This is a genomic window from Kineosporia rhizophila (assembly GCF_021277265.1).
Taxonomy (GTDB): Bacteria; Actinomycetota; Actinomycetes; order Actinomycetales; family Kineosporiaceae; genus Kineosporia; species Kineosporia rhizophila.
Window position 1 is genome coordinate 22,134 of the sequence record NZ_JAJSOH010000035.1, and the last position, 26,308, is coordinate 48,441.

General features: G+C 69.6%; 23 protein-coding genes. 13 read left to right on the top strand and 10 right to left on the bottom strand.

Annotated features, from left to right (window positions below; genetic code table 11):
* The first annotated feature begins 109 nt into the window (after positions 1-109).
* Positions 110-475, top strand: coding sequence for a hypothetical protein (locus LWF15_RS31305; RefSeq protein WP_232814590.1), 366 nt, complete (start codon positions 110-112; stop codon positions 473-475).
* Positions 476-564: 89 nt separating this feature from the next.
* Here the strand turns inward: LWF15_RS31305 and LWF15_RS31310 are convergent, their stop codons facing one another.
* Both LWF15_RS31310 and LWF15_RS31315 read right to left on the bottom strand, forming a co-directional pair.
* Complete coding sequence (locus LWF15_RS31310; protein WP_232814591.1) at positions 565-1,740, bottom strand: baeRF2 domain-containing protein; 1,176 nt, start codon at positions 1,738-1,740, stop codon at positions 565-567.
* A gap of 93 nt (positions 1,741-1,833) precedes the next feature.
* Complete coding sequence (locus tag LWF15_RS31315; protein WP_232814592.1) at positions 1,834-2,211, bottom strand: hypothetical protein; 378 nt, start codon at positions 2,209-2,211, stop codon at positions 1,834-1,836.
* A gap of 122 nt (positions 2,212-2,333) precedes the next feature.
* On the opposite strand from LWF15_RS31315, the gene LWF15_RS31320 reads away from it, so the two are divergent.
* The 3 genes from LWF15_RS31320 (at position 2,334) to LWF15_RS31330 (ending at position 4,273) form a co-directional block, all read left to right on the top strand.
* On the top strand, positions 2,334-3,326 hold the full coding sequence (locus tag LWF15_RS31320; RefSeq protein WP_232814593.1) for an expansin EXLX1 family cellulose-binding protein: 993 nt from the start codon (positions 2,334-2,336) through the stop codon (positions 3,324-3,326).
* Between the two features lie 105 nt (positions 3,327-3,431).
* Positions 3,432-3,779 (top strand): ArsR/SmtB family transcription factor, encoded by a 348-nt coding sequence (locus LWF15_RS31325; RefSeq protein WP_232814594.1) that lies wholly within the window; start codon positions 3,432-3,434, stop codon positions 3,777-3,779.
* Positions 3,776-4,273, top strand: coding sequence for an SRPBCC family protein (locus LWF15_RS31330; protein WP_232814595.1), 498 nt, complete (start codon positions 3,776-3,778; stop codon positions 4,271-4,273). The genes LWF15_RS31325 and LWF15_RS31330 overlap by 4 nt, the downstream gene beginning before the upstream one ends.
* Here LWF15_RS31330 and LWF15_RS31335 read toward each other — a convergent pair.
* Entirely contained in the window at positions 4,260-6,626 is a 2,367-nt protein-coding gene (locus LWF15_RS31335) for a diguanylate cyclase domain-containing protein (protein ID WP_232814596.1), read from the bottom strand. The two genes, LWF15_RS31330 and LWF15_RS31335, sit on opposite strands and share 14 nt — an antisense overlap.
* Before the next feature lie 123 nt (positions 6,627-6,749).
* On the opposite strand from LWF15_RS31335, the gene zwf reads away from it, so the two are divergent.
* The 7 genes from zwf (at position 6,750) to LWF15_RS31370 (ending at position 14,314) form a co-directional block, all read left to right on the top strand.
* Positions 6,750-8,246 carry a glucose-6-phosphate dehydrogenase gene (zwf, locus tag LWF15_RS31340; RefSeq protein ID WP_352396473.1) on the top strand — a complete coding sequence of 499 codons (1,497 nt, stop codon included), beginning with the start codon at positions 6,750-6,752 and terminating at the stop codon, positions 8,244-8,246.
* Between the two features lie 355 nt (positions 8,247-8,601).
* Positions 8,602-9,861 carry an extracellular solute-binding protein gene (locus tag LWF15_RS31345; RefSeq protein ID WP_232814597.1) on the top strand — a complete coding sequence of 420 codons (1,260 nt, stop codon included), beginning with the start codon at positions 8,602-8,604 and terminating at the stop codon, positions 9,859-9,861.
* A gap of 1 nt (position 9,862) precedes the next feature.
* Positions 9,863-10,843, top strand: a complete 981-nt coding sequence (locus LWF15_RS31350; protein WP_232814598.1) for a carbohydrate ABC transporter permease — start codon at positions 9,863-9,865, stop codon at positions 10,841-10,843.
* Positions 10,840-11,703: a carbohydrate ABC transporter permease gene (locus LWF15_RS31355; RefSeq protein WP_232814599.1), complete on the top strand. Its 864-nt coding sequence runs from the start codon at positions 10,840-10,842 to the stop codon at positions 11,701-11,703. Before LWF15_RS31350 ends, LWF15_RS31355 begins: the two co-directional genes overlap by 4 nt.
* A 262-nt stretch (positions 11,704-11,965) precedes the next feature.
* Complete coding sequence (locus tag LWF15_RS31360; protein WP_232814600.1) at positions 11,966-12,496, top strand: NADPH-dependent FMN reductase; 531 nt, start codon at positions 11,966-11,968, stop codon at positions 12,494-12,496.
* On the top strand, positions 12,489-13,007 hold the full coding sequence (locus LWF15_RS31365) for a flavin reductase family protein (RefSeq protein ID WP_232814601.1): 519 nt from the start codon (positions 12,489-12,491) through the stop codon (positions 13,005-13,007). The genes LWF15_RS31360 and LWF15_RS31365 overlap by 8 nt, the downstream gene beginning before the upstream one ends.
* An 80-nt stretch (positions 13,008-13,087) precedes the next feature.
* Complete coding sequence (locus LWF15_RS31370; protein ID WP_232814602.1) at positions 13,088-14,314, top strand: hypothetical protein; 1,227 nt, start codon at positions 13,088-13,090, stop codon at positions 14,312-14,314.
* 76 nt (positions 14,315-14,390) lie between these two features.
* Here LWF15_RS31370 and LWF15_RS31375 read toward each other — a convergent pair whose 3' ends face one another.
* Positions 14,391-16,028, bottom strand: coding sequence for an alpha/beta hydrolase (locus LWF15_RS31375; RefSeq protein ID WP_232814603.1), 1,638 nt, complete (start codon positions 16,026-16,028; stop codon positions 14,391-14,393).
* A 235-nt stretch (positions 16,029-16,263) separates the two neighbouring features.
* Between LWF15_RS31375 and LWF15_RS31380 the strand changes: the two genes are divergently transcribed.
* Complete coding sequence (locus LWF15_RS31380) at positions 16,264-17,802, top strand: MFS transporter (protein ID WP_232814604.1); 1,539 nt, start codon at positions 16,264-16,266, stop codon at positions 17,800-17,802.
* Positions 17,789-18,451: a TetR/AcrR family transcriptional regulator gene (locus tag LWF15_RS31385; RefSeq protein ID WP_232814605.1), complete on the top strand. Its 663-nt coding sequence runs from the start codon at positions 17,789-17,791 to the stop codon at positions 18,449-18,451. The genes LWF15_RS31380 and LWF15_RS31385 overlap by 14 nt, the downstream gene beginning before the upstream one ends.
* Before the next feature lie 84 nt (positions 18,452-18,535).
* Here the strand turns inward: LWF15_RS31385 and LWF15_RS31390 are convergent, their stop codons facing one another.
* From LWF15_RS31390 to LWF15_RS31420, 6 genes are all read right to left on the bottom strand, one after another.
* Positions 18,536-19,057: a hypothetical protein gene (locus LWF15_RS31390; RefSeq protein ID WP_232814606.1), complete on the bottom strand. Its 522-nt coding sequence runs from the start codon at positions 19,055-19,057 to the stop codon at positions 18,536-18,538.
* Positions 19,054-19,878, bottom strand: a complete 825-nt coding sequence (locus tag LWF15_RS31395; RefSeq protein WP_232814607.1) for a CheR family methyltransferase — start codon at positions 19,876-19,878, stop codon at positions 19,054-19,056. Before LWF15_RS31395 ends, LWF15_RS31390 begins: the two co-directional genes overlap by 4 nt.
* A 52-nt stretch (positions 19,879-19,930) precedes the next feature.
* On the bottom strand, positions 19,931-20,302 hold the full coding sequence (locus tag LWF15_RS31400; RefSeq protein ID WP_052527093.1) for a response regulator: 372 nt from the start codon (positions 20,300-20,302) through the stop codon (positions 19,931-19,933).
* An 83-nt stretch (positions 20,303-20,385) separates the two neighbouring features.
* On the bottom strand, positions 20,386-22,050 hold the full coding sequence (locus tag LWF15_RS37045; protein ID WP_269811162.1) for a methyl-accepting chemotaxis protein: 1,665 nt from the start codon (positions 22,048-22,050) through the stop codon (positions 20,386-20,388).
* A 160-nt stretch (positions 22,051-22,210) separates the two neighbouring features.
* Entirely contained in the window at positions 22,211-23,878 is a 1,668-nt protein-coding gene (locus tag LWF15_RS31415) for a methyl-accepting chemotaxis protein (protein ID WP_232814608.1), read from the bottom strand.
* Positions 23,879-24,060: 182 nt separating this feature from the next.
* A complete protein-coding gene (locus LWF15_RS31420) occupies positions 24,061-26,241 on the bottom strand; it encodes an MMPL family transporter (RefSeq protein WP_232814609.1) in 2,181 nt (726 codons plus the stop codon).
* Positions 26,242-26,308 lie beyond the last annotated feature (67 nt).

A 26,308-nucleotide genomic window follows, 5' to 3' on the forward strand; every position in this document is an offset into this window, starting at 1 on the left:
ACCCTGTTGGCCCAGCCGAATTCGGGCAAGCGGGGTATCCCTGGGCACAGCCCGGGCGGACTCGGCCGAAAGGGTTGAAGCTGACACCAGCCGGTGCAAGCCTGAGCGCATGCCCACCCTGCGCGGTCCCGGGACCGACGACCGCTTCGACTCCACCGACCTGGACGACGTGCGGCTGCGGGTGGTGCTTCCGGTGCTGGAGGGGTTGCTGCGGGAGGGCGAGCTGGAGGCGGTGGATCTGGGCCGCGGACCGGACCGGGAGATCTGGCTGGCGGTGCGGGCGGCCGGGCAGACCTGGCGCTCGGCCTTCTGGTTCGGCCCCCAGGACGATCCCGCCGAGACGGTGGGCGAGGTGGCCTATTTCCTGGCCGACCGGCTCGAGGACTGGGTCTGCGCCGACGTGGCCTGGGGTGAGCAGCGGATCGCGGACATCCACATCCCGGCCCGGCGCCGGAACCGGGCGAAGCAGGACTGAGGCCGCGGTTCCCATCGTCCGAATATAGGACGGGCGGGCGACGTCCGACGTCGCCCGCCCGGTCCTGGTGGTACCGGCGCCGGTACTGATCAGCGCACCGACTCCCCGCCCCGCGGTTCGCCGTGCCCGGGCATGCTCGGCACCGCGTCGCGCGGGGTGGAGGCGTCGGACCAGCGCAGCAGCGCACCGATGCCGTCGTTGAGCCGCGGGGTGCCGTGCTCCAGCACGGTGATCCCGGTCTGCGAGGCCAGCGCGGCCCAGGCCAGAGCCGTGTCGGCGCGCAGCTTCACCGGCTCGGCGGTGCCCATCGCCCGGACCTCGGCGGCGTCGGTGGCGATCTGCAGAGGCCCGTCGCCGACCCACAGGTGGTAGGTCGAGGACGGGTCGTCGTGCAGCAGGATCTCCTCCGCCTGCCCGCGGCGCAGCACGTCGACCACTCCGTCCAGCCCGGACACCGCCGTGTCCTGCCGGCCCTCGCCGAGCTCGAAGCGATCGGCCAGTTCCGCCTCCCGGGCCTGGCGGTGCTCGTTCAGGCAGGCCTCGACCGCCTCGGCCACCGCCTCGGCGGAGATGCCCTCGGCCCGGCCGCCGGTGGGCAGTCGCCGGGTGACGGTGGACGCCTCGCTGCCCAGGTGCTTCTGGAAGTGCGAGACCGCGTGGTCCTCCCCGGCCACCATGACCAGTTCGGGGCGGTGCCGGCGGAACAGCTTCTCCACCGCCTGCGCCACCTCGGCGGCGTTGCGCTCCCAGGAGTCCTCGGCACGGTGCTGGTAGCGCAGGTGCGACCAGCCTCCGCCGGGAACCTTGCGCAGTTCGTCGTTGCTGCCCTCGATCTCGATCTGCTGCACCGGCTCACCGGTGGCGCCGTGCAGTTCCAGGTCGGCGCCGGCCCGGTCGATCCGCACCAGCAGGTAGGGCGTGACCCCCTGGTGCGTGCGCACGGCGGGCATCAGCACCGGGGCCGCGTCCCAGGCGGCCACGGCTGCGGACGGCGGCCGCGGCAGCGGCACGTCCAGCACCAGGCCGTCTTTCTCGGTGGCGATCAGGAGGCGGCCGGGGAACGCCGCACCGTCGCTCTGCAGCGCCGCGCCGATCGCGTCGGCGACCGGTTCGGGGGTGCCCTGGCCGGTGAGTTCCCGCCGGGCGTTCTCCCAGCGGGTGGTCACCCCGGCGGCCCCGGCCTCGTCCGGCCGGGAGGTGTCCAGGGCGACAGTTGCGTATGGGCCGCTGTGATCGAGCAGTCCGTGCCAGTTGTCCAGCTTCACGGCGCTCCTCTCCTAGGCGAGCTTGCTTGCAGCGAAAACCCTAGTGAGCAACGGATGAGGCGCAGTTCCAGCCGACCCTCGGGGAGAACCACCTCAGTCGCGGTAGCGGAAACCGTCGAGGAACCGCCGGAAGACACCTCCCTGGGGAGGCAGCGGGGCCGCCGGCACCGGGGCGGTGCGGCGCTGGGTGGCGACCGGCTGGTCGTAGTCGGTACGGGCGATCGTGTCGACCACCTGGGCCTCGTCGAAGTTCTCGGAACCGGGCACCGTCGGCACGAACCCGACCAGCACCCCGTTACGCATCACCTGGGCCTCCAGCCCGGCCGAGCCGTCGGTGTCCCAGATCGCCTCGCGCCCACCGCTGATCCGGATCCAGAGTCCGAACTGGTAGACGCCGGCCTTCTCCATCCGTGCGTCGATGCCTCGTTCCCGCAGCGCGTTCACCACGCGCCGGGCCCGGTTCTCTTCCATGCCGGCCAACGTAACGCGCAGTTCCTGGGAAACACCTGGATGTTGTCCGCAAAGCCGATCGGGGATTTCCTTAACCCCGGCCGAAGGTGCACCTGACACCAGCCCCTCCAGGATCTGCCGACGTGTCGCGAAAGAAGATCGATGTCCGGCCGGCCGCCGCCCTGGTGGCGTTCGCCGTCGTGGTGGTGACCGGAGGCGTCTTCTACGCCCAGTCCGGCACCAGCACCGACGCCTCCCTGGTGCTGTCCCGCCCCGACCTGGCGATCAGCACGCAGCAGGCCCAGGCGCCGCAGGAGGCCCCCGACCTCGGGGCCACCCCCACCCCGTCCGCCGACGCCACCCCGGACAGCGACACCTCCGAGGCGGCCGAGCCGGTGCTCAAGGCCGCCCAGACCTCGGCCACGAAGAAGCCCGAACCGAAGAAGAAGCCCGAACCCGCCAAGCCGGAGAAGAACGCCGCAGCCGGCCCCGGCTCGACCGACGCGGTGGTCGCCCGCAGCGCCGCGAACGACCGCATCAAGTTCGGCGAGAAGTACTCCGGCATCGCCACTTTCTACGGGGCCACCGGGGCGGGCAACTGCTCCTACGAGCCCACCGGCGACCTGATGGTGGCCGCCATGAACGAGCAGGACTACCAGGGCTCGCAGGCCTGCGGCAGCTTCGTGGACGTGACCGGCCCGAAGGGCAACACCGTGCGGGTGAAGATCGTCGACCGCTGCCCGGAGTGCGCCCCCGGCCACATCGACCTCTCCGCCGAGGCCTTCGCCGAGCTGGCCGAGCCGGTGCAGGGCCGGATCGACATCAGCTGGAAGCTGGTCAGCCCCAGCGTGTCCGGCCCGGTGAAGTACGTGTATAAGGACGGCTCGTCCCAGTGGTGGTGCAGCATCCAGGTGCGCAACCACCGCAACCCGATCCGCTCGGTCGAACTCAAGGGCAAGAACGGCTGGGTCGCCCTGCCCCGCGAGATGCACAACTACTTCACCTCTGCCAACGGCGAGGGCTGCGGCGGCCAGGTCCGGATCACCGATGTGCAGGGGAACCGGCTCACCGACAGCGGCATCCAGGTGAACCCGAACCAGGAGCAGGCCGGCGCCCAGCAGCTCCCGGCCGCCTGAACCGTCTGAACCACCCCGACAACGACCCGGCTCCCCGCAGAGGGGAGCCGGGTCGTCCTTCGTTTGCCTCCTTGACGTATGCCTATATGGGAATACGATGAGGTCATGGCGAGGGCAGCGACAACGACAGATGCATTCAACGCGGTGGCCGAGCCGCGCCGGCGGCAGATCCTGGAACTGCTGGCGCAGGGGGAACGACCGGTGGGTGAGCTGGCCGGGCTGACCGAACTGGCCCAGCCGGTGGTCTCGAAGCACCTGCGGGTCCTGCGCGAGGTCGGGCTGGTCACCGTGCGGGAGGTCGGACGGCAGCGGGTCTACCGCCTCGATGTCGCTCCACTGGGCGAGATCCGCACCTGGCTCTCGTCTTTCGAGCAGCTCTGGCAGGAGCGGTTCGACGCGCTGGACACCGTGCTCGAAGAACTGATCACCGAGGAAAAGGGGCAGGGACGATGACGGCACCAACCACCACCGGGACGGCCAAGGTCGAGCTCCCGAGTGCGACCACCATCCTGATCACCCGCGAGTTCGCCGCACCGAGACACCTGGTGTGGCGCGCCTACACCGAGCCCGAACTGGTCAAGCGCTGGTGGGCCGGCGAGAAGGGCGAGGTCACCCTGGTCGAGTCGGACTTCCGGGTCGGCGGGCGCTGGCGTCAGGTGATGGTGGCCGGGCCGGGCTTCGAGGTCGGCTTCAACGGTGAGTTCCGCGAGATCGTCGAGTTCGAGAAGATCGTCTGCACCGAGACCTTCGAGGGGATGCCGGACGCCTACTCGGTGAACACCATCTCGTTCGCCGACTCGGCCGGCGATCCCGGGCGCACCACGCTGACCATGCTGATCGAGCACACCGAGGCCGCCCACCGCGACGCGCACATCAACTCCGGCATGGAAGAGGGCATGCAGGGCTCGATGGACGCGCTCGAGCGGGTCGCGGTCAGCCTGCGCTGACCACCCGGTCCCGCCCGGTGCGCTTGGCCTCGTACAGGGCCGCGTCGGCCCGGTTCATCAGGTCGGTGGCACTCGGGGTGCTCCGGGCGGGATCCCACTCGCAGTAGCCGATCGAGATGGACTGGCCCCGGGGCATCGCCTGACGCACCCGCTCCAGCACCTGCCGGGCGTCGGCGTCGCGGCAGTTCGGCAGGGCGATCGCGAACTCCTCGCCACCCCACCGGGCCACCACGTCGACCACCCGTAGTTCGGCCTTGACCGCCTGCGCCACCTCGCGCAGCAGCACGTCGCCCTCCAGGTGCCCGTGGGCGTCGTTGTAGTTCTTGAACCGGTCCACGTCGGCGAGCGCGACCACGAAGGGCTCACCCCGGCGGCGGGCCGCGGCGATCAGGACCGAGAGCCGCTCGTCCCAGGAACGCCGGTTGGGCAGCCCGGTCAGCTGGTCGGTGCCGGCCAGGTCCTCGTACCGGCGCAGCAGGGCGTCGTGCTCCAGGGCGAACGCGGCCTCGTCGGCCAGCAGCGCCACCGCCGCCAGCCGTCGGTCGGTCAGGTCGGTGAGCACCTGGTCCCAGCTCACCGACAGCAGCGCGATCATCTCGTCGCCCGACTTCACCGGCTGGTACAGGATCGACTTCACCCCCATGGCGTGGACCAGGTCCTGGTTGATCAGCGGGTGTTCCTCGGCCCGCTCGATGAACAGGGCCTCCTCCTCGCGCCAGACCGCGGCGGTGGCCGGCACCGCGTCGGGGTGGAAGCTGGTGCCCACCAGCCGGGGGTCCGAACTGCCGGTGATCACCGTGTCCGCGCCCGGGCCCCGCTCCAGCAGGCTGGCCAGGTTCGCACCGGCGATGTCGACCAGCGCCGTCACGATCGCCCCCCGGGCGTCCTCACCGGAAAGGATCCGCCGGGTCACCACGTTGATCGCGGCCAGGTTGGCCTCGCTGTCGGCCAGCGCCGTCTCGGCCCGGCGCCGGTCGGTGACGTCGAAGACGTGGGCCATCAGGTGCGGTTCGGGGTCGCCGTCGTGGATCCAGCTCAGCCAGGCCGAGGCCCAGGCCAGCACCCCGTCGTACCGCTGGTACCGGACCAGCACCTCCATGCTCTCGCCCGGCCGTTCCATCAGCTCGCGCATCGCCCCCGGGTGCAGCGCGGCGTCCGCCGGATGGACGAATTCCGAGCGCAGCCGCCCGATCAGCTCCTCCTGAGGCACCCCCAGCAAACGGCACATGGCCGGGTTGGCGGAGATGATCCGCCCGTCGGTGTCGGTCAGGGTGATGCCCATCGGGGACCCCTGGAAGATGCTGCGTAGTCGCTCCTCCGAGCGGGCGATCCGGCCCGCTGCGTCCACCCGCTCGGTGACGTCCCGCGCCGCGCAGTGGATCTCGAGCTCACCCCGGTCCGGGTCGTAGAGCGGGGCCAGGGCGCACTCCAGCCAGCGCCAGTTCTCGTCGCCCGCCAGCACCCGCACCGTGCAGGTGGTGCTCTCGCCCTCGCGCACCCCCTCGGCCGCCTCGCGCAGGTGCGGCCGGTCGTCCGGGTGCACCCGGGCGAGCAGGTTGACGCCGGCCTCCAGGGCCGTCCCGGCACCGAGCACCGAGGCGGCCGAGGGGCTGATGTAGGTGATCCGGCCGTCCAGGGCGAAGCGGGCGATCACGTCGCCGGAGTTCTCGGTCAGCAGCCGGTACTCGCTGCGGGAGCGGGCCAGCCGGCGCTGGGCCGCGGTCCGCCGCTCGATCTCGCGGGCCTGTTCGACGGTCAGCCGGCGCAGCTCCAGCTGCGAGGAGACCTGGCGGGCGAGGGCCCGCATCTGCTCGCGCTGGGTCAGGGTGAGGTTGCGCTCGACCAGGTCGATCACACAGATCGTGCCGAGGACCGCCCCGCCCGGGGTGCCGATCGGATAGCCCGCGTAGAACACCGCGTGGGGTGGGCCGGTGACGAACGGGTTGTCCGCGAACCGCGGGTCCCGGCGCAGGTCGCCCACCTCCAGCTCGGTGCGCCCGCGCACCACGAAGTCGCAGAACGCCACGTCCCGGCCGGTCTCGCAGAGGTCGACCCCGACCCGGGCCTTGAACCACTGCCGATGCTCGTCGATCAGCGAGACCAGGGCGATCGGGCAACCGGTGACCTGCGCGGCGAGCGTCACCAGATCGTCGAAGCCGGGTTCGGAGGGGGTGTCGAGGATGCCCAGCGAGTGCAGCTCGGCCAGGCGCGCGGACTCGGCGGCGGACGCTGTGGCGGAGGCGGCGGAGGGCTCCGTGGGGGTGAACTGCCGGGGCATCGCCGGGCGCGCGTCGGCGGACGCCGCCGGGGTGTCCCGGGGCGTCGGTTCGGCTGCGGCTCCACCCATGGTCATCTCGACCCCGGTATCGGCAGGTCCGGCGCCGGAGCTGAGCCGTCCGGATACCAGGCAGAACTTCTGCCCGTGCGGGCGGAGTCTCCTTCGCGTCGGGCGAGGAGTGGTGCCATCATCGAAGTTGTGTCCGATCTAGCACCCCAGACGATTTCCTACCCGGCCCCCGGGTCACGGCCGTCGCGGAAGGGTGAGGAGCCTCTCGCCCCGCACGTGATCGTGCTCTTCGGGGCGACCGGCGACCTCGCTCGCCGCAAGCTGTTGCCCGGCATGGCACACCTTGCCGCCTCCGCCCTGGCTCCGGACATCCGCGTGGTCGGCACCTCGCTCGAGGACATGAGCGACGACGCGTTCCGTTCGTTCGCCCAGGCCGCCATGCAGGAGTTCGGTACCCACAAGCTCACCCCCGAGCAGTGGGACACCTTCGCCAAGAACCTCTGCTACGTGCCCCAGTCGGCCGGGCCCGAGGCCCTGGCCACCGCCGTCAACGACGCCGAGGCCCAGCTCGGCCCGGACGCGCGCCGCCTGCACTACCTGAGCGTGCCGCCCAAGGCCGCCCTGGCGGTGATCACCATGCTGCGCGACGCCAAGCTGGTCGAGCGCTCCCGGGTGGTGATGGAGAAGCCGTTCGGCACCGACCTGACCTCGGCCATCATCCTCAACGACCAGGTGCACGAGACGTTCCGGGAGAGCCAGATCTTCCGGATCGACCACTTCCTGGGCAAGGAGGCGGCCCAGAACATCCTGGCGTTCCGTTTCGCCAACGGCCTTTTCGAGCCGATCTGGAACCGCAACTTCATCGACCACGTCCAGATCGACATCCCCGAGACGCTCGGGCTGGGCGGGCGGGCCAACTTCTACGAGAGCACCGGCGCCTACAAGGACATGGTGGTCACCCACCTGCTCCAGGTGATGGCGTTCGTCGCGATGGAGCCGCCGACCGCCCTGGAACCGCGGGCGATCAGCGAGGAGAAGAACAAGGTCTTCCGCTCGATGCTGCCGATCGACCCGCGCGACGTGGTGCGGGGGCAGTACAGCGGCTACCGCGGTGAGGAAGGGGTCGCCCGCGACTCCGACACCGAGACGTTCATCGCGCTGCGGGCCGGCATCGACAACTGGCGCTGGGCCGGGGTGCCGTTCTACCTGCGCACCGGCAAGCGGCTGGCGGAAGGCGCGCGGATCATCTCGATCGCCTTCAAGGAGGCGCCGAAGTCGATGTTCCCGGCCGGCTCGGGCGTCGGCGCGGCCGGTCCCGACCACCTGACCTTCGACCTGGCCGACGCCTCCAAGGTGTCGCTGTCGTTCTACGGCAAGCGGCCCGGCCCGGGCATGAAGCTGGACAAGCTGTCGATGCAGTTCTCCACCCAGGAGACCGAGCGGGCCGGCGACGTGCTCGAGGCCTACGAACGGCTGATCCTCGACGCGATGCGCGGCGACCACACGCTGTTCACCACCGCCGAGGGCATCGAGAGCCTGTGGGAACGCTCGATCCCGCTGCTGGAGGACCCGCCGCCGGTCAAGCCGTACGCCCCGGGCACCTGGGGGCCGAACGCGATCCACCAGCTGATCGCCCCGCACGCCTGGCGTCTGCCGTTCGAGCGGGCCTGGCGCGAGCACCGTTAGGCGACAGTTCGGTAGCACGACAAGAGCAACAACGTAGGACGCTCGGAAGCTCGGCTTCCGGGCGTCCTGCGCGTTTTGCCTGCCCAGTGGCCTGAATCGGCCGCCGGGCGAGGTTACCGACGCGTGTGGCGCGCGTTTCGCCCATTGTTCGCCTGCGTGCCCTTCCGCCCGGTCGGGCAGATCGTCCTGATCCACCCCTTGACGGCGTCCGGACGCGTGCGCGAGCCTTACGGCCAAATCGTAAGGCGTCTTTATAAACCCCTCCGTAACCGGTTCCGGGGCGGACCGGAGCGTCGGAGAAGCACCTCGCGCATCACCTCTTGACGGCCTCTGCCCAGCACACAGGAGTACTGCGATGAACAGACGAACCCAGGCCCTGGCGATCGGTGTCACCGGCCTCGCCCTCACCCTGGCCGCGTGCGGCGGCGGCACCGGCGCCGGTGACTCCGAGAGTGGCGGCGGCGACGGCGGCAAGGTCGAGTCGATCAAGCTGGTCGCCGCCGAGTACTCGGCCGAGACGGCCGGTTTCTGGGAGGACTTCGCCAAGACCTACCAGGAGAAGACCGGGACGAAGCTCGAGGTCCAGGTGGTCAGCTGGGACGACATCGACCAGCAGAGCAGCACGATGATCCAGAACGGCAACCCGCCGGACATCCTGAACCTGAACGCCTACGCCAGCTACGCCCAGGACAACCTGCTGTACAGCGCCGACGAGGTGCTCTCGCCCGAGGTGAAGTCCGACCTGCTGCCGAACTTCGTCGAGAGCGGCACGTTCGAGGGCAAGCTCTACGGCATGCCCGACCTGTCCTCGGCGCGCGCCCTGTTCTACAACAAGGCGCTGTTCGAGCAGGCCGGCATCGACGCCCCGCCGACCACCTGGGACGAGTTCGCCACCGACGCCAAGAAGATCGCGGACGCCACCGACTCGGCCGGCTACGCGATGCCGCTGGGCCCGGAGGAGTCGCAGGCCGAGTTCTCGATCTGGATGTTCAACAACGGCGGCAACTGGAAGACCGACGGCGCCTGGTCGATCAACTCGCCGCAGAACGTCGAGACGCTGGAGTTCCTGAAGAAGCTCGCCGACGACGGGGTCACCCAGAACAACCCGGGCAAGACCAACCGCACCGACGGCGCCTTCGCCGACTTCGCAGCGGGCAAGGCCGGCATGGTGGTGGGCTTCTCGCCGCTGGCCGCGCAGCTCGACGAGGCCGGCAAGGTCGAGTACGGCGTCGCCCCGATGCCCTCGAACACCGGCGAGGAGCCGAAGTCGTACGGCGTCACCGACTACCTGATGGCGTTCAAGAAGGACGGCAACGCCGAGGCGGTCAAGGCCTTCTACGACCTGTACTACCAGCCCGACCAGGTGAACACGTTCATCGAGAACGAGGGCTTCCTGCCGGTCACCCAGTCCGGGGTGGAGAAGTTCAGCTCCAACGCCGATCTCAAGGTCTACCTGGACACCCTCACCGGTGTGCAGCTGACCCCGACCGACGACCCGAAGTGGGACACCACGAAACTGGCTGTGCAGCAGGAACTCGGCGCAGCGGTGGGCCCCGACGGCGACCCCAAGGCGATCCTGGACGACCTGCAGGAGCAGGCGGAGTCCGGGAGCTGACTTGACCGCCGAACAGCTCGACGCTCCCGCCGGTGCGGCCGATTCCTCGGCCGCGCCGGCGGCGGCGCCCCGGTTCCGTCGCCGTCGGCACGAAACCGGCTACGCCAGCGGATTCTCCGCCCTGCCCTGGCTGATCGTGCCGGTGGCCCTGATGGCCGGTGTGGTGGTCTACCCGGTCATCGCCCTGGTGCAGGCCTCCCTGTCGGAGTACTCGTTCACCGGCCTGCGCACCGGCTCGGCCGGTCTGGGCAACTACACCGACGTCCTGAAGCACGACGACCTGTGGACCGTGCTCGGCAACACCGCGCTCTGGGTGTTCGCCACGGTCGCCCTGACCATCCTGTTCGGCCTGGCCCTGGCCCAGTTCATGAGCAAGGACTTCTACGGCCGCACGGTGATGCGCTGGGCGATCATCGTGCCCTGGGCCGCCTCGCTGGTGATCACCGCCCGCCTGTTCACGCTGATCCTCGACTACGAGCACGGCATCCTGAACCAGTGGCTGACCACGCTGCACATCGTCGGCGAGCCGATCGACTTCCTCGGTGACGACACCTGGGTGATGCCCTCGATGATCGGGGTGGGGGTGTTCGTCTCGCTGCCCTTCACCGGGTACGTGCTGCTGGCCGGGCTGAACGCGATCCCGCACGACATCGTCGAGGCGGCCCGGGTGGACGGTGCCTCGCCGTGGAAGATCTACCGCCACATCACCCTGCCGCTGCTGCGCCCGGCCCTGCTGGTGGCCAGCGTGCTGAACCTGATCTACGTGTTCAACTCGTTCCCGATCCTCTACACGCTGAACGACCGCAATCCCGGGTTCACCCACGACACCTCCATCACCTTCAGCTACAAGCTGGCCTTCAAGGCGGCCGAGCGCAGTGTGGGCATGTCGGCGGCGATGGGTGTGATCAACGTTCTGCTGATCCTGGTCGTGGTGCTGATCTACCTGAGGATCATCCGCTGGAGGGAGGTGACCCAGGCGTGAGTGTCACCACCGCACCCCGGGCCCCACGAACGTCCATAAGCAAAAAGGTTCGCCCCTACTACCTTTCGCTGATCGGCCTGGTGGTGACCACGGCGTTCGCCTGGCCCTACGCGGTCATGCTGCTGGATGCGCTACGGCCGGCCTACGACGTGCTCAGCTCCCCGCCCTCGTTCTTCCCCCGCGACTGGCAGTGGAACACGTTCGGCACGGTGCTGTCGGACAGCCGCTTCCTGAACTGGCTGAAGACCTCGCTGATCGTGGCGGTCAGCTCGACCGCGGTGGTGCTGGTGGCGGCGGTACCGGCGGCCTACTTCACCGCCCGGTTCCGCTTCCCCGGCCGCACCGCGTTCCTGCTGGCCGTGCTGGTCACCCAGATGTTCTCGCCGACCTCGCTGGTGGTCGGGCTGTACCGGCAGTTCTACGACCTCACGCTGGTCAACACCTACCTGTCGATCATCATCACGAACGCGGCCTTCAACCTGGCCTTCGCGATCTGGATCCTGCAGGGCTTCTTCGCCTCGATCCCGCGCGAGGTGGAGGAGGCCGCCCACCTGGACGGCTGCGGCCGGGTGCGCACGCTCTGGCACGTCATGCTCCCGCTGACCCTGCCCGGCCTGGTGACCACGGTGATCTTCACCTTCATCGCCGCCTGGAACGAGTACGTGGTGGCCCTGACCCTGATGACCGAGGAGACCCGCAAACCGCTCACCGTGGGCATCAACAGTTACGTGACCGGTTACCAGCAGCACTGGGACGAGTTGTTCGCGGCCTCGCTGGTCGCCGTCGTCCCGGTGGTCATCCTGTTCGCGCTGATCGAGAAGCACCTGGTGGGCGGGCTGACCGCGGGCTCGGTGAAGTAGGGCCTTCCTCACTGTTTCTGTCGAGAATGTTGACATTACGGAAGGCCGATCTAATATCGAGTGAAGCAGCGTAAGACGTTGCAGCTGCCGTCGCGACACAAGAACGCGGCGGATGAATGTCCCTGTACCGCAGGCGGTTAGGGCCGGCCGGGAGCGCGCGACCCGGGTGGCGGGCCGGCGGTCGGGGGCGGACCATCTCGTCAGCGCCGCGTTACCGAAAGGGTGCGCGGCGCCCGGCCGCTGTGAAGGATGTGTGCGAACGGTGAAGATCGCCGTGGTTGTGGGTAACCCCAAGCCCGCCTCCCGAACCCTCCGCGTGGCGGAGGCCGTCACCGACGTGATCGAGAAGCTGCTGCCCGGCGAGAACGCCGAGCGCCGGGTGATCGATCTGGCCGACCACTCGAGCAGGTTGTTCGAGTGGCCCGAGCCGACCCTGGCCGAGCTCAACGACGCGGTCGCGGCCAGCGACGTCCTGGTGGTGGCCTCGCCCACCTACAAGGCCACCTACACCGGCCTGCTCAAGGCCTTCCTCGACCGCTACCCCAGCAACGGCCTGAACGGCGTGGTGGCGGTGCCGGTGATGACCGGCGCCGCCGACACCCACGCCATGGCCACCGAGGTCAACCTGCGCCCGCTGCTGGTCGAGCTGGGCGCGACCGTGCCCAGCCGCGGCCTGTACGTGGTGATGACCCGGATCGCCGAGCTCGAGGCGACCGCGGCGGAGTGGGGCGAGGCGAACGCCGCCGCGCTGGTGCCCGCGATCACCGGGCGGCTGGGGGTGCGGCATGGCTGAGAACACCCTGGACTTCGACTCCGCGCAGTTCCGCAAGGTGGTCGGCGGCTTCGCCTCCGGCATCACCGTGGTCACCGCCGTGCTGGACGGCGAACCGGTGGGGATGACCTGCCAGTCGTTCTTCAGCCTGTCGCTCGACCCGCCGCTGATCGCCTTCTCCCCCGCCCTCACCTCCAGCAGCTATCCGCGGATCCGGGAATCGGGTTCGTTCTGCGTGAACATCCTGGAGGCCGGGCAGGAGGGCCTGTGCGGCCAGTTCGCCCGCAGCGGAGGAGACAAGTGGCGGGGCGTGGAGTGGGAGCCCGGAGTCACCGGCAGCCCGCGCCTGAAGGGCGTCCTGGCCAGCATCGACTGCGACCTCGAGAACGAGTTCGTGACCGGTGACCACTACCTGACCGTGGGCCGGGTGCGCTCGTTGCACGCCACTCCCGGCCTACATCCGCTGCTCTACTTCAACGGCGGCTACCGGCGGCTGCACCCCCACCAGGAGCTCGGAGCCCGGAGCGCGTAGCGCCCGGACTGCCTGCCTCGGGCAACCACCGGGGGCGCCCCCACTGACGAAGGCGTCCCCGGTCGGGCAGACTGCCACTCATGGAAGACGACGACGACGAGCTGACCATCCTGGTGGGCGCCGCTGAGGGTTCGACGGCGCTGGAGCGCGACGGCATGCTGCGCCGACTCGAGGAGTCGGTCACGCTGGCCATCGCCGAGTGCACCAACGAGGGCTACCTGACCAACGGCCTCACCGGCGACGTCGACATCAGCCTGACCGTCGCCGCCCCCGGCCTGGCCGCCCCCGAGGTGCTGAGCCTGGTCGGCGACAGCGTCGCCGCGCTGATCAACGATCCGGCCAACCCGGGCTGGGGACCGTTCTCGGTGAGCGTCACCGGTGAGTCCGCGGACGTCACCGAGGGCCTCGACGACGTCGGCACCGACCTGCAGGTGCTGGACGACCTGGACGATCTCGACGACCTGGACGAGACCGAGACGCTCGTGGTGATCGAGGGACCGGACGGGCTGAGCCTGACCGGCATCGCGACCACCCGCAGCACCGAGGCCGGCCGGGCCCGTCTGCTGACCAGCGCCGAGCTGCTGACCAGCGTGGACCTGGCCCAGCTGACCCCGCTGGACCTGCAGGCCGAGGACGAGGAGGAGCGCCAGGAGGCCGAGGCCCAGGCCCGCTTCGTGGCCGGCGCCCTGTTCCAGGCCTCCGTGGCGGTGGTGGACCAGCTGTTCATCGACCTGGACACGCTGACCCGCGACGGCACCACCGAGACCGTGGCCGACGCCCCGGACGACGTGTTCTTCGTGCTCGGCGGGCTGCCCGACCGCTACGCCGACCGCTACGACGCGCTGTTCACCCAGCGGCTGATCATCGCCACCGCGGACGTCACCCGGCGGCTCACGGCCGGCTGGGAGCCGCTCGCCTGCGTGGCCCACGAGCTGGCCCTGCGGCTGATCCTGGACGCCACCGAGGTGCAGCTGGACCTGGTCGACGTGGAGCTGGAGCCGGGCTGGCGTCAGACGATCGAGGAACACCTCTTCGCCGACACCGAGCACGAGATCCTGTACGACCCGCAGACCGAGGACGACGAGGACGACGAGGACCTGCGGGCCCGCCCGGACTCGGCCCCGCTGGGGTTCGCGCACTGGTTCACCCCGTTCGGCGCCGACCTGCACCTTCCGCCGTACCTGGTGGAGGGCTACACGGAGGACGACCTCGAGGACTTCGACGAGGAGGAGGACGACCTCGAGGACGAGTTCGAGGACGACCTCGAGGACGGCGAGGGGCCCCGGCAGGAGCACCAGCAGCACTGATCACCGTCTGATCCCCCTGGAACACGGGAAAGGCCCGGTACCCGCAACTGCGGGTACCGGGCCTCTCTGTCGTGCCTCAGGCCGTGGCGTCGGCCTTGGAGGTGGCGGACTCGCTGGCCGCCGGGTCGGGCTGCGGCACGGGGTCGCACTGCTTGTCCGACTTACGGCCGGCCACCCGGTCGGGCAGCGTGCCGTCCTTCAGGTAGGCGGCGATCGTGTCGTCGGTGCAGGCGATGCCGTTCAGCGAGCCGGAGTGGGTGGTGCCTCCGACGCCCTCGACGAGCACCGACTTCGGGAAGCGCTTGCGGACCTCGAGCGCACCCTCGTACGGCGTGGCCGCGTCGTGGGTCTCCGAGATCAGCAGGATCGCCGGGGCCTTGGTGCCGTTCACCTTGACCGGCTTGCCGACCTCACCGCCCCAGTTCAGGCAGGGGGCGTTGAACCAGGCGTTGGACCAGGTCATGAACGGGGCCTCGGCGTGCACGGCCCAGTTGTCCTTCTTCCACTTCGACCACTTCTTCGGCCACTGCACGTCGGTGCACTGGGTGGCCAGGTACATGGCGTAGCCGTTGTCGGCGCCCGGGCCCTGCGGGTTCGAGTCGTCGAACAGCGTCTTCAGGGTCTTCCAGTCCTTGTCGTGGACCCAGCCGGAGAACGCCGAGGCGACCTCTTCCCAGCCGAAGACGTAGTAGCCGGCACCCAGGAAGATGTCCGTCCACTCGTCGCCGCCGATCTTGCCGCCGGCCGCCTTCTTGTCCAGGGCCTTCAGCTGCTTGTAGTACTCCTTCTTCACTGCGGCGCCGGTCTTGCCCAGCTTGTAGGTGGCGTCGTTCTTGGCCACCCAGGCGAAGAAGACGTCCATGTTCTTGTCGAACGCGACGTCCTGGTCGAGGTTGGCCTGGTACCAGACGTTGCGCGGGTCGACCACGCCGTCGAGGACCATCCGGCGCACCCGGGTCGGGTACTGGGTGGCGTAGACCTGACCGAGGTAGCTGCCGTAGGAGAAGCCGTAGAAGTTGATCTTCTTCTCGCCCAGGGCCTTACGCAGCACGTCCATGTCCCGGACGTTGTCCCGGGTCTTCAGGTTGTCCAGCAGCGCCCCGCCGGCCTTGTCGCAGGCCTTGGCGTAGGCCTTGGTGCGCTTCAGCCAGATCTTCTCGCCCTTGGCGGTGTTCGGCACGTACTTCGGCCGGTCGTAGGTGGTGTACTTGCCGTTGCAGGTCAGCGCCGGCTTGCTCGAACCGACCCCGCGCGGGTCGAAACCGATCCAGTCGTAGGCGCTCCCGGCGTTGTCCGGCACGTACTGGCCGAGCGACGAGAGGGTGAGGCCGGAACCGCCCGGGCCGCCCGGGTTGACCAGCATGACGCCCTGCCGGTCGGCCTTCTTCACCGACGCCTTGATCCGCGAGACGGCGATCTGGATCTTCTTGCCCTTGGGCTTGTCGTAGTCGAGCGGAACGCTCAGGTAACCGCACTTGGCGCCGAGCTCGGTCAGCCCGGCACTCTCACACTTGCCCCACTTGATCGGCTTGGGCTTGAACGCCACCTCGGTGGCGACCGTCGCGCTGCTCGCGGCCACCGTGCTCGCCGTGGCGGCGGTGCGCGGACCCTCCGAGTCGCCGGAGTTCGCGGCCCGGGCCACCGAACCCCCCACCACCGTGGTGGTCACCAGCGCGGCGGAGGCCGCCACGACCACCAGTTTCTTCTTCAGCATCAGCCCTCTTCGTCAGCCTCTTGGTCCGATTCGGCGTACTAGGTCGTGCTTGATGAGTTCTCGGTAACCCGCCGAGTGTTCCGCCCATGTGTCCGGTTGGCAATAGAAGGTGCCGATCGGGAGGCGACGCAGGTCACATCCGGCACTTCCGGAAAAGAAGCGGAATCTGCATTCCGGCGCGGTTACGCTGCTCGCAGCGGAATCCCAGTTCCGTTTTGCGATGACAAGGAGCACGATGCAGTCCGCTCACCCGAGCGCTCCCCTTGAGAAGTCCTTGAAGCCCCTTCCCCGACGCACCCGCCCGCAGGTGACCTTCGCCGTCCTCACCCTGGCGGTCGGTGCCTTCACCCTTCTGCAGTCGCTGGTCATCCCGGTGATGGCGACCATCCAGCACGACCTGGGCACCACCCAGAACGGGGTCACCTGGGTCCTGACCGCCTACCTGCTCTCCGCCTCGGTGGCCACCCCGATCATGGGGCGGATCGGCGACCTGGTGGGCAAGGAGCGGGTTTTCGTGGCCGCCCTGGCCGCGCTGGCGGTCGGCTCGCTGCTGGCCGCGCTGGCCCCGAACCTGGCCGTGATGATCGTCGCCCGGGTGATCCAGGGCATCGGCGGCGGCGTGCTGCCGCTGGCCTTCGGCATCATCCGCGACGAGTACCCGGCCCACCGGGTCACCGGCGCGGTGGGCACCCTGGCCTCGCTCAGCGCGATCGGCGGCGGACTGGGCCTGGTCCTGGCCGGGCCGATCGTCGACCTGCTCAGCTACCGGTGGCTGTTCTGGATCCCGCTGATCATGACCGGGATCGCCGCGGTCGCCGCGCACCTGCTGATCCCGGCCTCCCCGGTGCGCTCGGGCGGGCACATCTCCTGGCGCCCGGCCCTGCTGCTGTCCGGCTGGCTGGTCTGCCTGCTGCTGGCGCTCAGCCAGGCCTCGTCCTGGGGCTGGGTCTCACCGCAGGTGCTCGGCCTGCTGGCCGCCGCCGCGGCGCTGGCCGGGCTCTGGATCCGGGCCGAGACCCGGGCCACCACACCGCTCATCGACATGCGGATGATGCGGCGCCGGCCGGTCTGGACCGCCAACCTGGTGGCCCTGCTGCTCGGGGTGGCCATGTACGCGGTGTTCGGCTTCCTGCCGCAACTGCTGCAGACGCCGGTCGAGGCGGGTTACGGATTCGGCGCCGGGATCACCGCTTCCGGGCTGCTGCTCGCCCCGCAGTGCGTGGTGCAGCTGCCGGTCGGCATCCTGTCGGGCAACCTGTCGGCCCGCTACGGCGGCAAGTGGTTCACCGTGGCCGGCTGCGCGATCACCCTGCTGTCGCTGCTGATGTTCGCCTTCGCCCACGACACCCGTCTTCAGATCATGCTGGGCTGCGCGGTCTTCGGACTCGGTATGGGGATGGTGTTCTCGGCCCTGTCCGGGCTGATCGTGCAGGGCGTGCCGCAGGAGCAGACCGGGGTCGCCAGCGGGATGAACGCGAACATCCGCACCATCGGCGGGGCGATCGGTTCGGCGGTGATGGCCAGTGTGGTCACCGCGCACCAGGGCCCGGCCGGTTTCCCGCAGGAGTCCGGCTACACCTTCGGTTTCGCCCTGCTGGCCGGAGCCCTGGTGCTGGCCACCCTGGCCGGACTGCTCATCCCCGACCTGCGGCCGGCCCCTCCGGTGGTCACGGCGGTCACGGCGGTCACCACCGGGGACCCCCGGACCGCGCCCGGGCACGAAACACGGCCTGTACCCGTGGGCGGTACGCTCGTGGGTGATGAACCGGATTGACCGGGTAGCTGGGGTGAACGCCGTGGGAACCATCGAACGCCCGATGCGGAAAGACGCGGCGCGCAACTCCGGTGCCGTGCTCACCGCGGCGCGCGAGGTGATCTCCGAGTTCGGCGTCGAGGCCAGCATGGAGCTGATCGCCTCGCGGGCCGGGGTCGGCGTCGGCACGCTCTACCGGCACTACCCGAACAAGCAGGCCCTGGTCGACGAGCTGGTCCGGATCATCCTCGACGAGCTGATCAGCACCGCCCGGGCCGGTCTGGAAGACGAACGCGGTCACGGCCTGGAGACCTTTCTGCGGGCGTTCGGCCGCTCGCTGGCCCGGCACCACGGCTACTCGGCCAAGCTGTTCAGCCCGGGCAACTCCGACCACCAGCAGAAGCTGAACGCGCTGATCGCCGACCTGCACACGCAGGCCTGCGAACACGGCCGGATCTCGGCCGAGGTCAGCCTCGGCGACGTCCGGGCCCTGATGTGGGCGCTGCGCGGGATCGTCGCGGTCACCGGGCAGAACGCGCCGGACGCCTGGCAGCGTCACCTCGACCTGCATCTGGCGGCCTTGCGCATCGAGCCGGTACCGAGCACCCGCCCCTCGGTCACCGCCGAGCAGCTGCAGCGGATCTCCGAGGCGCACCGCAAGGGTCGCTAGGCACATCAGAGTCGGCCGGACCGGGAGCTTCCCCGGGCCGGCCGACTCTGGTCGTTCTCTGCTCGTTCTCTACTCGTTCTGCGGTCAGCGGGCGCCGATCTCGGCGTCGTGCTGGGCCGAGCCCGAGGGCCAGCGGGTCTGCGGGTCGGCCGAGTGCAACGGCATCACCACCAGTTCCACCACGTTGCCGAGCAGGCTCGCCCCGGCCCGGATCGCGTCCGGCGCATCCCCCTCGTGCTCGAAGGCGAGCTGGGCCGAGGGCAGCGAGAGCTGACCGTTGTGGCACAGCAGCGACTTCACGTTGCCCCCGGCGATGTTCCCGAGTTCCGCGATGACGTCGAGCATGTCGTCCGGCGCGGGCTCGGCCACGCCGAGCAGGGTGGCGGCCAGCGTGGTGATCAGGTTGCCCTCGGCCCGCACGTCGACCCCGAGGTACGAGCCGTCGGTCGGGTCCTGGATCACCAGGCGGGAGACCGCCAGCCCGACCGCGGCCGGCAACGGCTCGGGGGTCGGCTCGGCCTGCTCGCCGAGCACCGAGGCGATCATCTCGACCAGCAGGATCTCCAGATCCGGCTGGGCCGCCGCCAGTTCGGCCGGGTCGATCACGCCGCACCCCCCAGGTGCTGGAACACCACTGCGCGGTCCACGTCCACCCGCTTCCAGTGGGGCCCGAGCGAGGGGGCGGTCTCGGCGCCGCCGAGAACCAGGTACCCGCCCGGCCGCAGGGCCGAACGGCAGTTCTCGATGACCTTCTTCTTGGTCGGCGGATCGAAGTAGATCAGCACGTTCCGCAGGAAGATGATGTCGCACTGCGGATGGCCGACCGGCAGCTGCGCCAGGTTGCCCCACTTGAACGAGGCCAGGTCGCGGACCTCCTTCTTCAGCACCCAGTCGCGGCCGACCTGGTCGAAGTACTTGACCAGGTAGGGAACGCGCAGGCCGCGGTTGATCTCGAGCTGCGAGTACTTGCCGGCGTTGGCCCGCTCGACCATCTTGTGCGAGATGTCGGTGCCGACCACCCGGGCGTCGAAACCCGGGTTCCGGGGCAGCCAGTCGAGCATCAGCATGGCCAGCGAGTAGCCCTCCTGACCGGACGAACAGGCGGCCGACCAGACCGTGATCTTCTTGGTCAGCGACGACTTGGCCACGTCGGGCAGCAACTGCTTGGCGAAGACGTCGAACGGCGCGGTGTCCCGGAACCACAGGGTCTCGTTCGTGGTCAGGGCGTCGATGACCGAGTCGATCAGCTTCTGGTCCCCCCGCCGCAAGCGGCTGACGAACGCGCCCAGGTCGCTCTCTCCGCTGGTCCGCATCAGCGGAACCAGACGGGACTCCACCAGGTACTCCTTACCTGGCTGCAGGTCGATGGCGCTGCGCTGGCGAACCAGGTCGGCCACGAAGGTGAAGTCCGTGGACGCGATACTCATCGGGGGAATCCTCCTTCACCCACTAGTGAACCCACTTCCGGATTTTCGCCGCTCACCGCTCGATCAGCCCCAGCATCTCCAGCTTCTCGGCGATGACCTCGTCGGTGAACGGCTTGATCACGTACTCGTGGGCGCCGGCCGCCAGCGCGCGGACGATGTTCGCCTGCTCGCTCTCGGTGGTCACCATCATCAGCACGACATCCCGGTACTCCGGGTTCTGCCGGCACTTCTTGATGAAGGTGAGCCCGTCCATGACCGGCATGTTCCAGTCCACCAGGGCCACCTCCGGACGGGCGCCGGCGTCCAGGGCCGCCAGCGCCTCAGCTCCGTCGCCGGCCTGAACCACGTCGAAGTTCAGGTTGGTGAGCAGCTTGGTCAGGATGGTCCGCATCACCCGTGAGTCGTCGACGACTAGTGCCTGCATGATCCGCCTATCTCTCTCGTGCTGATCTCAGCCGGTCGGTTCGATGTCGTCACCGCAGGCGGGAATGCCTGCGGCGGAATGGGTCAGAGCCGGAAGCGGGCGACCAGCTGACGTAGCTCGGTCGAGAGCCCGGCCAGCTCACCCGAGGCCCGCTCGGCCTGCTGGATACTGGAACTGGAGGCCTGCGCCGCACTCGCCACCGAATCCACACTGGTGGCGATGCTCGCCGAACCCGCCGCCGCCTCGGTGATACTGCGCGAGATCTCCGACGTGGTCGCGGTCTGCTCCTCGACCGCCGAAGCGATCGTGGTCTGATAGGCGTTGACGTCCTCGATCGTCTGCGAGATCCGCGCGATCGCGTCCACCGCCTCCTGCGTGTCCGCCTGAATGGCCTCGACCCGCTTCGAGATGTCCTCCGTCGCCCGGGCCGTCTCCTGCGCCAACTGCTTGACCTCCTCGGCCACCACCGCGAAACCCTTACCGGCCTCACCGGCCCGGGCCGCCTCGATCGTCGCGTTCAGCGCCAGCAGGTTGGTCTGCTCAGCGATCGACGTGATCGCCTTGACCACATTGCCGATCTCGACACTGGAGTCACCCAGCTTCGCCACCGTCGCCCGAGCCGTCACCGCCTCGTTCACCGCACTCGAAGCCACCCGCACCGCCTCGGCCGACGAAGAAGCGATCTCCCGGATACTCGCCTCCATCTCCTCCGTCCCCGCCGCCACCGTCTGCACGCTGCCCGATACCTCCTGCGCCGTACCGGCCAGACCCGACGCCTGATTCGACGTCGAATCCGCATTCGCCGAGATCTGCGAAGAGATCGCATTCAGGCTCCGCGACGAATCCGACAACGTCGACGACGTCCCGTTGATCTGCACCATCGCCGAACGCAGCGAGGCGCTGGCGTCGTTCAGGGCGTGGGCCATCTGCCCGATCTCGTCGCGGCTGTTCACGTCGGCGGTGGCGGTCAGGTCACCCTCGGACAACGCCACCAGCGAGTCCCGCAGCCGGCTGACCGGACCGGAGACCAGCCGGGCGATGCCCAGGCCGACGGCGATCAGGACGATCGCGCCCAGACCGGTGAACAGCCAGATCCGCACCGTGGCACTCCGGGCATCGGCGGCGGACTGGTCCACCTGGTCCGACATCGAGGTGTCGAGATGCTCGGTGATCACTGCGATCTGGTCGCGGACCTCGTTCGCCACCGGGTCGAAGTCGGTGGCGACCTGGGTCATGTAGGCGTCGAGCTGGCGCAGGTTCAGGTCGAGGTTCGAGGCGGTCGGCAGCAGCTGCTGCGACCACACCGTCCAGGCCTGGTCCATGGCCGGCAGCAGCGTGTCGGCCAGGATCTTCCGGTCGGCCTCGGGAAGATCCATGCTCTGCAGGCCCTTCAGCCCGTTGAGCGCGTCGTTGTAGTTCTCCTCGGCGCTGGCCACGGCCTTGTCCCGGGACTCGGCGTCCTGCGCCATCGCGGTGCTGTAGATGTAGCGGCGGAAACCGCTGAAGTTCGCCCGGGCGGCCAGGATCGCCTGGCTCTCCTCGGCGGTGACGTTGACGATCCGCTCGCCGGCCTGCTGCACGTTGTTCACGGCGAGCTGGCCGGTCACGCCGACCAGCACGGTGAGCACCACGGCAAGGACGGCCAGGATCAGGATCTTGGCGCCGATCCGAAGGTCGGTGAGAACGCGCAGGGGTGAGAAGCCGCCGCCCGAGGGGCGCGTGGACGTCATGTCACTCACGACGGTCATGGAGCTTTTCCTGGACCCTTCCGAGGCGGGCACCGGCCGTGGGGGCGGCCGGCAGAACGGGGGACGAACAGGTGGGGCAGTTGGGCGTCGGCCCGGCAGCGCTCACCGGATCGGATCGTCCAGACCTCATCGGCACCGCCGGGGCAAACCTGAACCGGCCTCAGAGCCGGAAGCGGGCGACCAGCTGACGTAGCTCGGTCGAGAGCCCGGCCAGCTCACCCGAGGCCCGCTCGGCCTGCTGGATACTGGAACTGGAGGCCTGCGCCGCACTCGCCACCGAATCCACACTGGTGGCGATGCTCGCCGAACCCGCCGCCGCCTCGGTGATACTGCGCGAGATCTCCGACGTGGTCGCGGTCTGCTCCTCGACCGCCGAAGCGATCGTGGTCTGATAGGCGTTGACGTCCTCGATCGTCTGCGAGATCCGCGCGATCGCGTCCACCGCCTCCTGCGTGTCCGCCTGAATGGCCTCGACCCGCTTCGAGATGTCCTCCGTCGCCCGGGCCGTCTCCTGCGCCAACTGCTTGACCTCCTCGGCCACCACCGCGAAACCCTTACCGGCCTCACCGGCCCGGGCCGCCTCGATCGTCGCGTTCAGCGCCAGCAGGTTGGTCTGCTCAGCGATCGACGTGATCGCCTTGACCACATTGCCGATCTCGACACTGGAGTCACCCAGCTTCGCCACCGTCGCCCGAGCCGTCACCGCCTCGTTCACCGCACTCGAAGCCACCCGCACCGCCTCGGCCGACGAAGAAGCGATCTCCCGGATACTCGCCTCCATCTCCTCCGTCCCCGCCGCCACCGTCTGCACGCTGCCCGATACCTCCTGCGCCGTACCGGCCAGACCCGACGCCTGATTCGACGTCGAATCCGCATTCGCCGAGATCTGCGAAGAGATCGCATTCAGACTCCGCGACGAATCCGACAACGTCGACGACGTCCCGTTGATCTGCACCATCGCCGAACGCAGGGTGTGGGTGGCCTCGTTCAGGGCCCGGGCCATCTGACCCACCTCGTCCCGGCCGGAGGCGTCGGCCGTGGCGGTCAGGTCACCCTCGGACAGCGCCACCAGCGCCTGCCGGAGCCGGCCGATCGAACTCGACACCAGCCGGGCGATCCCCACGCCGATGGCGAACAGCACGGCCGCACCGGCCGCGGTGATCAGCCAGATCCGCACCGTGGCGCTGGTGGCGTTGTCGCCGGACTCGGTGACCTGTGCGGACATCGACGCGGCGAGGCTGTCGGTGATCGCGGTGTTGGCGTCCAGGAAGCGCTGCACCGGCGGGTCGAAGACCTCGTCCATCTGGGCCAGGTAGCCCTGCAGACCGCGCAGGGTCAGGTCCGGGTCGGCCGCGACCGGCTGCAGGGTCCCGGTCCAGACCTGCCAGACGTCCTCCAGGGCCGGGAGCACCTCCTGCGTCAGGGTGGCCCGGTCGCTCTCCGAAAGAGGCATGGTCTGCAGCTCTTTCATCGCGTCGACGACCTCGGTGTAGTTCTCCTCGGCGCTGGCCACCGCATCGGCCTTCGCCTCGGCGTCCGGCTGCACGGCAGCCAGGATCACGCTGCGCCGGAACCCGCTGAAGTTGGAACGGGACCGGATGTTCAGCTGCGACTCGGCGGCGGTCACGTTGACGATCCGCTCACCGGTCTCCTTCACGTCGTGCACGGCGAACTGCCCGGTGAGACCGACCAGCGCGGTGAGCACCACGGCCAGACCGGTCACCACGAGGATCTTGGCCCCGATCCGCAGACCCGCGAACCATCCGAGCGGAGAGGAACGACGGGAGGACGGGGCCTGAGGGGCCAGGGGGTCGGCGACGGCAGTCATGGATCAGTGGCCTCTTCCGGTCGTGCACGGGGGGTCGTCATCCATGCATCGGCGGCCGCTGCGCCTACTGAAACACCGAAGACCCGCGCAGGTGACGCAAAGTCCCGTAGTCACTCGTCCAGGCCAGCAGACGCCGGGGGCCCGGCGAACACAGTGCGTTCACCGGGCCCCCGGCTCGCCGGTCAGACCGTGCTCGGCTCGTTCTTGTCCTGAGCCTCGAGCCGCTGGTCCAGACCCTCGCCCTCCACGTCCAGGTGCGGCAGAATCCGGTCCAGCCGACCCGGGATCCACCAGGCGCCCCGGCCCATCAGCGCCAGCACCGCCGGGACCAGGATCATCCGGACCACGAAGGCGTCCACGAACACCCCGACCGCCAGGGCCAGGGCGATCGGCTTGATCTGGGCATCGCCCTCGGGCACGAAGGCGGCGAAGACCGAGACCATGATCAGCGCGGCCGCGGTGACCACCCGCGAACCGCCGGCGTAGCCCAGCTGCAGCGCCCGCCGGGCGTCACCGGTGCGGACGAACTCCTCCCGGATCCGCGCGACCAGGAAGACCTCGTAGTCCATGGCCAGGCCGAAGAGCACACCCATCAGCAGGATCGGCATGAAGCTGATCACCGGGCCGACCCGCTGCACGCCGAGAAGGTCTGCCAGCCAACCCCATTCGAACACCGCGGCGACCACCCCGAACGAGGCGCCGACCGAGAGCAGGTAGCCCAGAGCGGCCTTCACCGGGACCGCGACCGAACGGAAGACCGCGCCCAGCAGCACCAGGGAGAGCCCGACGACCAGGATGCCGAACGGCACCAAGGCGTCGGCCAGCCGGTCGGACACGTCGATCGCGATCGCGGTCTGCCCGGTCACCCCGACCTGCACGCCGTACCTCTCCTCGTACTCGGCGTCGGCGTCGCGGATCTCCTGCACCAGGTCGGAGGTCTGCGCCGAGGTGGCGCTGCCGGAGGGGACCAGGGCCACCACCGCCAGGTCGCCGGCCTGGTTGACCGCCGCCGAGCTCACCCCGGCGACCCCGGGCAGGGCGCCCAGCCCACCGGCCAGGGCGCCGAGCAGTTGCTGCGGATCGCTGCCCGCCGGCAGGTCGGCGGTGACCAGCAGCGGGGCGTTGGCCCCGGGGCCGAAGTGGTCGGCGACCAGGTCGAAGGCCTGACGCTGGGTGGTCTCGGCGGCCGCGGTGCCGTTGTCGGGCAGGGCCAGACGCAGGTCCTTGGCGGGCACGGCGAGCAGGCCGAGCCCGACCACCACGAGCAGGACGGTGACCACGGGCCAACGGATCACGGTGTTCAGCCAGGCGTCGGCGAAGCCGTGACGCTCCTGCCCCTCGCCCCTGGCCTTGGGAATCAGCCGGCCACCGAGGAATCCGAGCAGGGCGGGCAGCAGGGTGAGCGCGACCAGCACGGCCACCAGGACCGCCCCGGCCGCGGCCACGCCCATCACGGTCAGGAAGGGGATGCGGGCCACGGCCAGGCCGACCAGCGCGATGATCACGGTGAGCCCGGCGAAGACCACCGCCGACCCGGCCCGGGCCACCGCCCGGGCCGCCGACTCCTCCGGCTCCAGCCCTTCGTGCAGCTGGTCACGGTGCCGAGAGACGATCAGCAGGGCGTAGTCGATGCCGACCGCCAGGCCGATCATCAGCGCGAGCAGCGGCACCGTGCTGGACACGTCGACCACCGGGGTGGCCAGGAAGATCGCGGCCATCGCGACGCCCACCCCGAGCAGCGCGGTGATCAGCGGCAGACCGGCGGCCAGGACCGAGCCGAAGGTGACGATCAGGACCACCAGCGCGACCACCACGCCGACGGCCTCGGTCGGGGTGACCTCGGGCAGGGCGACGGCGAACACCTCACCACCGAACTCGACCGTGCCTCCGGCCTTCTCGATCGGCGCGGCCGCGGCCTCGATGTCCTCGCGCAGCGTGTCCTGGTGTTCGCGCCAGCCGGCCTCCACCTGCACCGTGCCCAGCGCCACCTGGCCATCGGCCGAGATCGCCCCGCGGACCTGCTCGTTGTACGGGTCCACGACCGCGGTGACGCCGTCCACCTCGGCGATGGCGGCCAGCGAGGCCTGGACCGCCTGCTGCACGGACTCCGCGGTGACCGAGGAGCCCTCGGGAGCCACCGCCACGACCTGGGCCTGCCCGCCGCTCAGCTCGGGGAATCGTTCGCCGAGGTCGTCGAGCGCGTCCTGCGAGGCCGTCCCCGGGATCCGGAACTCCTCCTTGGTGCCGGTGCCGAGGGTGGCCGCCCCGGCGGCCAGCGCGATCAGGACCACCACCCAGACGGCGAGGACCGCACGACGGCCCCGATAGGCGCGCCGGCCGAGCGCGTAGAGCAGCGTGGACATACATCTTCTCCCTTGCCGTCCCACCAGAAGTGCGGCTGAACAGGTTCGATACAGAACTGTATTGAAT

What these genes read in the sequence shown, in the direction of transcription:
- LWF15_RS31420 (WP_232814609.1), bottom strand. Translation starts at nt 26,241, where the DNA reads ATGTCCACGCTGCTCTACGCGCTCGGCCGGCGCGCCTATCGGGGCCGT.
- LWF15_RS31345 (WP_232814597.1), top strand. Translation starts at nt 8,602, where the DNA reads ATGAACAGACGAACCCAGGCCCTGGCGATCGGTGTCACCGGCCTCGCC.
- LWF15_RS31385 (WP_232814605.1), top strand. Translation starts at nt 17,789, where the DNA reads ATGAACCGGATTGACCGGGTAGCTGGGGTGAACGCCGTGGGAACCATC.
- LWF15_RS31400 (WP_052527093.1), bottom strand. Translation starts at nt 20,302, where the DNA reads ATGCAGGCACTAGTCGTCGACGACTCACGGGTGATGCGGACCATCCTG.
- LWF15_RS31395 (WP_232814607.1), bottom strand. Translation starts at nt 19,878, where the DNA reads ATGAGTATCGCGTCCACGGACTTCACCTTCGTGGCCGACCTGGTTCGC.
- LWF15_RS31380 (WP_232814604.1), top strand. Translation starts at nt 16,264, where the DNA reads ATGCAGTCCGCTCACCCGAGCGCTCCCCTTGAGAAGTCCTTGAAGCCC.
- LWF15_RS37045 (WP_269811162.1), bottom strand. Translation starts at nt 22,050, where the DNA reads ATGACCGTCGTGAGTGACATGACGTCCACGCGCCCCTCGGGCGGCGGC.
- LWF15_RS31365 (WP_232814601.1), top strand. Translation starts at nt 12,489, where the DNA reads ATGGCTGAGAACACCCTGGACTTCGACTCCGCGCAGTTCCGCAAGGTG.
- LWF15_RS31335 (WP_232814596.1), bottom strand. Translation starts at nt 6,626, where the DNA reads ATGACCATGGGTGGAGCCGCAGCCGAACCGACGCCCCGGGACACCCCG.
- LWF15_RS31370 (WP_232814602.1), top strand. Translation starts at nt 13,088, where the DNA reads ATGGAAGACGACGACGACGAGCTGACCATCCTGGTGGGCGCCGCTGAG.
- LWF15_RS31330 (WP_232814595.1), top strand. Translation starts at nt 3,776, where the DNA reads ATGACGGCACCAACCACCACCGGGACGGCCAAGGTCGAGCTCCCGAGT.
- LWF15_RS31375 (WP_232814603.1), bottom strand. Translation starts at nt 16,028, where the DNA reads ATGCTGAAGAAGAAACTGGTGGTCGTGGCGGCCTCCGCCGCGCTGGTG.
- LWF15_RS31315 (WP_232814592.1), bottom strand. Translation starts at nt 2,211, where the DNA reads ATGGAAGAGAACCGGGCCCGGCGCGTGGTGAACGCGCTGCGGGAACGA.
- LWF15_RS31325 (WP_232814594.1), top strand. Translation starts at nt 3,432, where the DNA reads ATGGCGAGGGCAGCGACAACGACAGATGCATTCAACGCGGTGGCCGAG.
- LWF15_RS31305 (WP_232814590.1), top strand. Translation starts at nt 110, where the DNA reads ATGCCCACCCTGCGCGGTCCCGGGACCGACGACCGCTTCGACTCCACC.
- LWF15_RS31415 (WP_232814608.1), bottom strand. Translation starts at nt 23,878, where the DNA reads ATGACTGCCGTCGCCGACCCCCTGGCCCCTCAGGCCCCGTCCTCCCGT.